Source organism: Isoptericola sp. NPDC057391 (genome assembly GCF_042668085.1).
GTDB lineage: Bacteria > Actinomycetota > Actinomycetes > Actinomycetales > Cellulomonadaceae > Isoptericola.
In genome coordinates this window covers 1-7,037 of the sequence record NZ_JBHVBO010000204.1, presented here as the reverse complement: position 1 = coordinate 7,037, position 7,037 = coordinate 1, and the positions used below count along the sequence as shown (strand labels likewise).

Annotated in this window: 5 protein-coding genes; 2 read left to right on the top strand and 3 right to left on the bottom strand. The window is 72.2% G+C overall.

Translation table 11 applies throughout. From position 1 onward, the window contains the following. Nucleotides 1-68: 68 nt before the first annotated feature. The 3 genes from ACFUVW_RS18355 to ACFUVW_RS18345 all read right to left on the bottom strand — a co-directional run bounded on the left by ACFUVW_RS18355 (nucleotide 69) and on the right by ACFUVW_RS18345 (nucleotide 4,559). Nucleotides 69-1,505, bottom strand: a complete 1,437-nt coding sequence (locus ACFUVW_RS18355; protein ID WP_430572745.1) for an isochorismate synthase MenF — start codon at nucleotides 1,503-1,505, stop codon at nucleotides 69-71. Nucleotides 1,506-1,593: 88 nt separating this feature from the next. After that, nucleotides 1,594-3,075, bottom strand: coding sequence for a nucleobase:cation symporter-2 family protein (locus tag ACFUVW_RS18350; RefSeq protein WP_430572744.1), 1,482 nt, complete (start codon nucleotides 3,073-3,075; stop codon nucleotides 1,594-1,596). Nucleotides 3,076-3,203: 128 nt separating this feature from the next. Next, nucleotides 3,204-4,559 (bottom strand): 8-oxoguanine deaminase, encoded by a 1,356-nt coding sequence (locus ACFUVW_RS18345; RefSeq protein ID WP_430572743.1) that lies wholly within the window; start codon nucleotides 4,557-4,559, stop codon nucleotides 3,204-3,206. Between the two features lie 180 nt (nucleotides 4,560-4,739). Between ACFUVW_RS18345 and ACFUVW_RS18340 the strand changes: the two genes are divergently transcribed. Next, a complete protein-coding gene (locus ACFUVW_RS18340; protein WP_430572742.1) occupies nucleotides 4,740-5,435 on the top strand; it encodes a demethylmenaquinone methyltransferase in 696 nt (231 codons plus the stop codon). A gap of 121 nt (nucleotides 5,436-5,556) precedes the next feature. After that, on the top strand, nucleotides 5,557-6,879 hold the full coding sequence (locus ACFUVW_RS18335) for an MFS transporter (RefSeq protein WP_430572741.1): 1,323 nt from the start codon (nucleotides 5,557-5,559) through the stop codon (nucleotides 6,877-6,879). The last annotated feature ends 158 nt before the right edge of the window (nucleotides 6,880-7,037 follow it).

The following is a 7,037-nucleotide window of genomic DNA, read 5'->3' as shown; positions in this document are numbered from 1 at the left end:
CGCACATGCTGCGGCCTCGTCCGAGCCTCTCTATCTCGGCGAAGAGGGTTCTCTATCTCGCGGGTCTCTCAGTTGGCGCCGAGCGCCCAGCGCATGGGCACGAGCTTCGCCTCGGACTCGGCGAGCTCGGCCTCCGGGTCGGAGGCGGCGACGATGCCGCAGCCGGCGAACAGCCGGACGTGCCGAGGGTCGGCGGCCGAGAGCTCGGCGGACCGCAGCGCGATGCCCCACTCGCCGTCGCCGTCGGCGCCGACCCACCCGACGGGGCCGGCGTAGCGCGAGCGGTCCATGCCCTCGATCTCGCGGATGAGGTCGCGGGCGACGTTCGTCGGAGTGCCGCACACGGCAGCCGACGGGTGCAGCGCGGCGGCCAGCGTGAGCGACGACGGTGCCCGCCCGGCCGCGTCGCGGCCGCGGTCGAGGAGGCGGTCGAGGACGCCGGTGACGTCGGACGCGAGGTGCATGACGTTGGGCAGGTGCAGCACGAACGGCGCGTCGGGGACGTTCATCGACGAGCAGAACGGCTCGAGCGCGGCCGCCACGGAGCGCACGGCGTACTCGTGCTCCTCGAGGTCCTTCGAGGACCGGGCGAGCTGGGCCGCGTGCAGCAGCGCGTCGTCGTCGGACATCCCGGCCTCGCGGCGGATGGTGCCGGCCAGGACGCGGGAGGTGACGAGCCCCTTCTCGCTGCGCACCAGGAGCTCGGGGGTGGCGCCCACCATGCCGGCGACGGAGAACGTCCAGCAGGCGGAGTACCGGTCGGAGAGGCGACGCAGCAGCCAGCGCGGGTCGAGGGGGTTCTCGGTGGTGGCGACGACGTCGCGCGCGAGCACCACCTTCTCGAGGTCGCCCGACTGGATGCGGGCCACGCCCTCGCGCACGACGGCGGGCCAGTCGGCGGCGGCCACGGCCCCGTCGGCGAAGCGGACACGACCGGGAGCGACGACCTCCGTGCGCGGCTCGCGGCGCAGCGCGGCGGTGCCGGGCGCGGCGTCGAGGCTCGCGCCGGGGGTGATGGTGGTCATCCAGGTGACGCCGGCGCGTCGCCCGACGACGACGCGGGGCACGACGAGCGACCCGTCCGGCCGCGGGTGGCCGGCGTCGTCGCCGTCCTGGTCGTCGAGCTGGCCGGCGTCGTCGAACGCGAACGTGCCGAACGCGACGGGTCCCGTGCCGGGCAGGCGCACGTCGTCGCGCACCACGGCCCGCTGGAGGGTGGCCTGCCAGGCGGCCTCGGCGTCGGCGAACCGGCCGGGCCCGAAGGTGTCGAAGCGGAGCGCCTCGCCCCAGCCGACGATGCCGTCGCCGCGCCGCACCCAGCTCAGCGGGCGGGTGTCCGGCAGGAGGTCGACGAGGGCGGTGAGGCCGCCGGGGAGGTCGTCGATCCGGGAGGTGCGGACCAGGAGCGCGAGGGGCTCGGTGGCCGGCGCTGTCGCGGGATCGGGGCTGGTGCCGGTGGTCGTGCCCGGATGGGGGCGCGGCGCCGGCAGGGGCGTGGCGGACATCGGCTCCAGGGTACGCCCGACGGTCCGCCACGCCCCCCTCACGGTGCGCTTCTCACAGGTGCCTCACGAGTCGCGTGAGGCCACGAGGTCACGACGTCGCCGCGCCGTCCCGGCGTTCGTCCGCCGGGGACTGGGGCCGGTTCGAGCGGTTGAGCACCCCGTCGTCGGCGAGGTCCCCGAGCTGCTCGTCGTCGACGGCCTTGCTCGCGGTGCCCTTGACGAAGACCGACGGGTTCTCGGGCGTCCCGGCCTTGATGTGGTTGAACAGGATGTTCAGCAGGATCGCCATGAGGGCGGCCGAGCTGATCCCCGAGTGGAAGATGGTGCCGAACCACGTGGGGAACTGGTCGTAGAAGTCGGGCTTCGCGATCGGGATCATGCCGAACGAGATCGACGCCGCCACGATGACCAGGTTCATCGAGTTCTGGTAGTCGACCTTGGCCAGGGTGCGGATGCCCGACGCCGCCACCGAGCCGAACAGCACCACGCCGGCGCCGCCGAGCACGGGGGTCGGGACGGCGGCCACCACGCGGCCCAGCACGGGCAGCAGGCCCAGGATCACGAGGATCGCGCCGCCGGCGGTGACGACGAAGCGCGACTTCACCCCGGTGATCGCGACCAGGCCGACGTTCTGGGCGAACGCGGACTGCGTGAACGAGCCGAAGACCGGCGACACGACGGACGACGCCATGTCGGCGCGCAGGCCGTTGGCGATCCGCTTGCGGTCCACCTTGGTGCCGATGATCTCTCCGACGGCGATGATGTCCGCCGTGGTCTCCGTGAGCGTCACCAGGATGACGATGAGCATCGAGACGATGGCGGCGACCTCGAACGTCGGGGCGCCGAAGCTGAACGGCATCGGGAACGCGACCACCGGGCCCTCGCCGACGCCCGAGAAGTCCGCCATGCCGAGTGCGAGGGCGATCAGCGTGCCGGCGACGATCGCGATGAGGATCGACAGGCGCGAGACGACGCCGGAGCCCACCTTGGACAGCAGGATGACGATCGCGAAGGTGAGGAATGCCAGCCCGATGTTGCTCGTGGAGCCGTAGTCGGGCGCCTCGGCGTTGCCGCCCATCGCCCAGTTCGCCGCCACCGGCATGAGGGTCAGGCCGATCGTCGTGATGACCACGCCGGTGACCACGGGCGGGAAGAACCGGATGATCTGGGCGAAGAACGGCGTGATGAGGAACCCGATCGCCGAGGCGACGAGCACCGCGCCCAGGATGGCCGGGATCCCGCCGCCGCCCCCGACGATCGCGACCATGGTCGAGACGCCGGCGAACGACACGCCCTGCACCAGCGGGAGCTGCGAGCCGAAGAACCTGATCCCGACCGTCTGCAGGATCGTCGCGAGGCCGCCCATGAAGAGCGAGGCGGCGATGAGCGTGCCGATCTCCGCCGAGGTGAGGCCGGCGGCGCCACCCACGATGAGCGGCGGGGCGATGATGCCGCCGTACATCGTCAGGACGTGCTGGAAGCCGTACCCGAACGTCGCGCCGATCGGCAGGCGCTCGTCCTCGGGGCGGGTGGGACCGGACGACGCCCGGGTGGTTGCGGACCGTGACATAGCGGACCTCCTCGTTCGCTATCGATGGTCTGATCTTCCGGTCTACGGAAGAAGCCTTCCACTATTCGACCGGCAAGTGTGATCTGTGTCAACCCCTTCCGTGGGGTGGATCTGCGTCGTCGAGGGCCTCAGCCGGCGACGAGCCGACGTGCCGCGTCGCGGTGCTCGGCCAGGAGCGCGGGCAGGTCGAGGCCGACCACGGCGCCGCCTGTGACGCGCCACTCGCCGCCGACCATCACCCGGTCGGCGCGGTCCGCGCCGCACAGCAGCAGGGCGGCGACGGGGTCGTGCGAGCCCGAGAACCGGGGCTCGTCGAGCCGCCACAGGGCCAGGTCCGCCTGCTTGCCGACGGCCAGCACGCCGAGGTCGTCGCGGCCCAGCACGCGGGCCGAGCCGCGCGTCGCCCAGCCCAGGGCGCGGGTCACCGGCACCGAGGCGCCGTACTTGAGGCGCTGCAGGTACAGCGCCTGCCGGGCCTCGGGCATCATCGTCGACGCGTCGTTCGACGCCGAGCCGTCCACGCCGAGGCCCACCGGCGCACCGGCGTCCTCCAGCTCCAGCACGCGGGCGATGCCGGACGCCAGCCGCATGTTCGACGTCGGGCAGTGCGCCACCCCCGTGCCCGCCGCGCCGAGGCGCGCGATCTCGGCGTCGTCGAAGTGGATGCCGTGGCCCAGCCAGGCGCGGTCGCTGAGCCAGCCGACCGACTCGAGGTAGTCCACCGTGCGCATGCCGAACCTTTCGCGCAGGAAGTCCTCCTCGTCGATGGTCTCGGCCAGGTGGGTGTGCAGGCGCACGTCGTGCCGCTCGGCCAGCTCGGCCGTGTCGCGCATGTTCTGGGTCGTGACGGAGAACGGCGAGCACGGCGCCAGCGCGATCTGGACCCGGGCCCCCGCGCCCCGCTCGTGGTAGGTGGAGATCAGCCGTTCGGAGTCGGCCAGGATCGTGTCGGGGTCCTGCACCACGGACTGCGGCGGCAGGCCGCCGTCGTCCGTGCCGAGCGTCATGGATCCCCGCGTCAGCGTGGCGCGCATCCCGAGCTCCCGGGCCGCCGCGACCTGGATGTCGATCGCGTCGTCCAGCCCGGCCGGGAACACGTAGTGGTGGTCGGCCGCCGTCGTGCAGCCGGACAGCAGCAGCTCGGTCAGCGCCACCTTCGTCGCGAGCTCGTGGGCGCGCGGCGTCAGGCGTGCCCAGACCGGGTAGAGCGTGGTGAGCCAGGGGAACAGCTCGGCGTCGGCCACCGGCCCCCAGGCGCGCGTGAGGGTCTGGTAGAAGTGGTGGTGCGTGTTGATCAGGCCGGGCGTGACCACGTGCTCGGACGCGTCGAACGTCTCCTCGACCGGGGTCGACGGGCTCGCTCCCGCCGCGACCAGCTCGGTGATCACGCCCTCCGTGACGACCACGCCGCCGCGGGCGTCGGGCGCCCCGGGTGCGTCGTCGGCGGTGAAGACGGCCAGCGGGTTCTTGATCCAGGTGCTCATCGGTGCCTCCATGGCGGCGGCACCGGAGCGGCGCCGCGTCGCGCCGGCTCAGTGGTCCTGTCTGCCGATCCAGGGAGCGACGGCACCGCGCCGTCCTCTGCCGGTGACGGTAGGCGAGCGGCGCTCGGGGCGTCAACGGGTGCAACCGCGCCTGCGACCGTGCGTGCGACCATGACGTCCATGTCCCGCGCCAGCCTGGAGAAGAAGCCCGCCGAGGTCGCGTCGATGTTCGACGGGATCGCCAAGCGCTACGACCTGGTCAACGACCTCGTCTCCCTCGGGCAGGACCGGCGCTGGCGGCGCGCCGTGGTCGACGCCGTCGCGGCCGTGCCCGGCGAGCGCGTGCTCGACCTCGCCGCGGGCACCGGCACGTCGAGCGAGCCGTTCGCCGCCGACGGCGCGCTGGTGGTGCCCTCCGACTTCAGCCTCGGCATGCTCGCGGTGGGCAAGGAGCGCCGCCCGGACCTGTCGTTCGTCGCGGGCGACGCGACCCGGCTGCCGTTCGCCGACGGCGCGTTCGACGCGGTGACGATCAGCTTCGGCCTGCGCAACGTCGTCGACACGGACGCCGCCCTGCGCGAGATGCTGCGCGTCGTGCGCCCCGGCGGGCGCGTGGTGATCTGCGAGTTCTCCACGCCCACGTGGGGGCCGTTCCGGACCGTGTACCTGGAGTACCTGATGCGCGCGCTGCCGGTGGTCGCGGGCGCGGTGACCCGAGACCGCGGGTCGTACGACTACCTCGCCGAGTCCATCCGCAGCTGGCCCGACCAGGCCTCCCTCGGCCGCCGGCTCCTCGACGCCGGCTGGGACCGCGTGTCGTACCGGAACCTCACCGGCGGCATCGTGGCGCTGCACCGGGCCGTCCGCCCGGCCTGACCGCTCGAGCCGTCCCGACCTCGGGCTTTGACGCCCGCGTGGGCCCGGCGTATCGTCGATCCGATCCTGAAACGATTCAAAGACGATCGGCACGACGACGTACGCAGGGAAGGCACGGTCGATGACGACACCACACAGCGCGACGACGGGCGGCGGCACCCGCCTGCACGGGTACCGGGCGACGGTCGCGGTCGCGATGTCCAACTACATCGAGGCGGGTTCGATCATCGCGCTCGCCACCAGCCTCACGCTCTGGCAGGAGCACTTCGGGCTGAGCAACCTCGCCGTCGGGCTCGCCGCGGCCCTGAGCGCCAACGCGTTCGGCGCGGCGGTGGGCGCCATGGTCGGCGGTCCGCTCGGCGACCGGTACGGGCGCAAGTTCATCTACACCTACGACCTGCTGCTCTACATGCTCGGCACGGCGTTCATCGTGTTCGCCGGGGCCCCGTGGATGCTGTTCGCGGGCATCGTGCTCACCGGCATCGCCGTCGGCGCCGGCGTGCCCGTCGCGTGGACGTACATCGCGGAGGAGGCGCCCGACGACCAGCGCGCCAAGCACGTCGGCACCGCCCAGCTCGCGTGGTCGCTCGGGCCGTTCGTCGGCTTCGTGCTCGCGACGGCGCTCGTCCCGCTCGGCCTGCTGGGCAGCCGCATCATCTTCGCCCACCTGTTCGTCATCGCGTTCGTCACCTGGTGGGTGCGGCGCGGGCTGGCGGAGTCGGACGTCTGGAAGGAGTCCAACGCCAAGCAGGTCGCGCTCGGCCGCAAGCGCCGCGGGTTCCGCGAGCTGATCTCGCACCCGCAGAACGTCAAGGCGCTCCTGTTCCTCGTCGGCGTCTACGCCCTGTGGAACACGGTGGCCGGGCAGGCCGGCATCTTCATGCCCCGCGTGTACCAGACCGCCGGCGTCGAGAGCGCCGTCGCGCAGAACCTGCTGCAGGTGCTGGTCTGGGGACTCACCTCGGCGGCCACCTTCTGGGGCTTCATGAAGTACGGCGACCGGGTGAGCCGCCGGCTGCTGTACGGCGTCGGCGCGGCCATGGCCGTCGCGGCGTGGATGATCCTCGCGTTCGTGCCGCACGTCTCGATGCCCCTGCTCATCGCGTACGCCGTCCTGTGGGGCGTGTCCGCCGGCATCGGCGCCCAGGCGTTCTACGCGCTGTGGACGGCCGAGCTCTTCGCGACGGCGTACCGCGCCTCGGCGCAGGGCGTGCTGTTCTTCGTCGCCCGCATCGCGGTAGGCCTGCTGAGCTACCTGTTCCCGACCATGCTCGCCGAGCAGGGCGTGCCGTTCGTCGGCGGGATCATGGTCGCGTTCCTCGTCGCCTCGCTGGTCATCGGCGTCGTGTGGACGCCCGACACGGCCGGCAAGAGCCTCAAGGAGATCGAGAAGGAGCGCTACGGCGCCGACCTCGACGACGCCGAGGTCTCGGGCGCGCGCTGACTCGCGGACCCTCGGTCTGAATCCGGATCTGTTCGGCAGCGGGTGGATCAGTTCGGCAACGCCGCCGGGCGCACAGATAAACACCAGAGTAGGAAAAAAAAAAAACACCCCCACCCACAACCAAAAAAAACTCTATGTGGGGAGAGGTTGTGTGAGAG

Coding starts and splice junctions, on each gene's coding strand:
- ACFUVW_RS18355 (WP_430572745.1), bottom strand. CDS start 1,505: ATGTCCGCCACGCCCCTGCCGGCGCCGCGCCCCCATCCGGGCACGACC.
- ACFUVW_RS18350 (WP_430572744.1), bottom strand. CDS start 3,075: ATGTCACGGTCCGCAACCACCCGGGCGTCGTCCGGTCCCACCCGCCCC.
- ACFUVW_RS18345 (WP_430572743.1), bottom strand. CDS start 4,559: ATGAGCACCTGGATCAAGAACCCGCTGGCCGTCTTCACCGCCGACGAC.
- ACFUVW_RS18340 (WP_430572742.1), top strand. CDS start 4,740: ATGTCCCGCGCCAGCCTGGAGAAGAAGCCCGCCGAGGTCGCGTCGATG.
- ACFUVW_RS18335 (WP_430572741.1), top strand. CDS start 5,557: ATGACGACACCACACAGCGCGACGACGGGCGGCGGCACCCGCCTGCAC.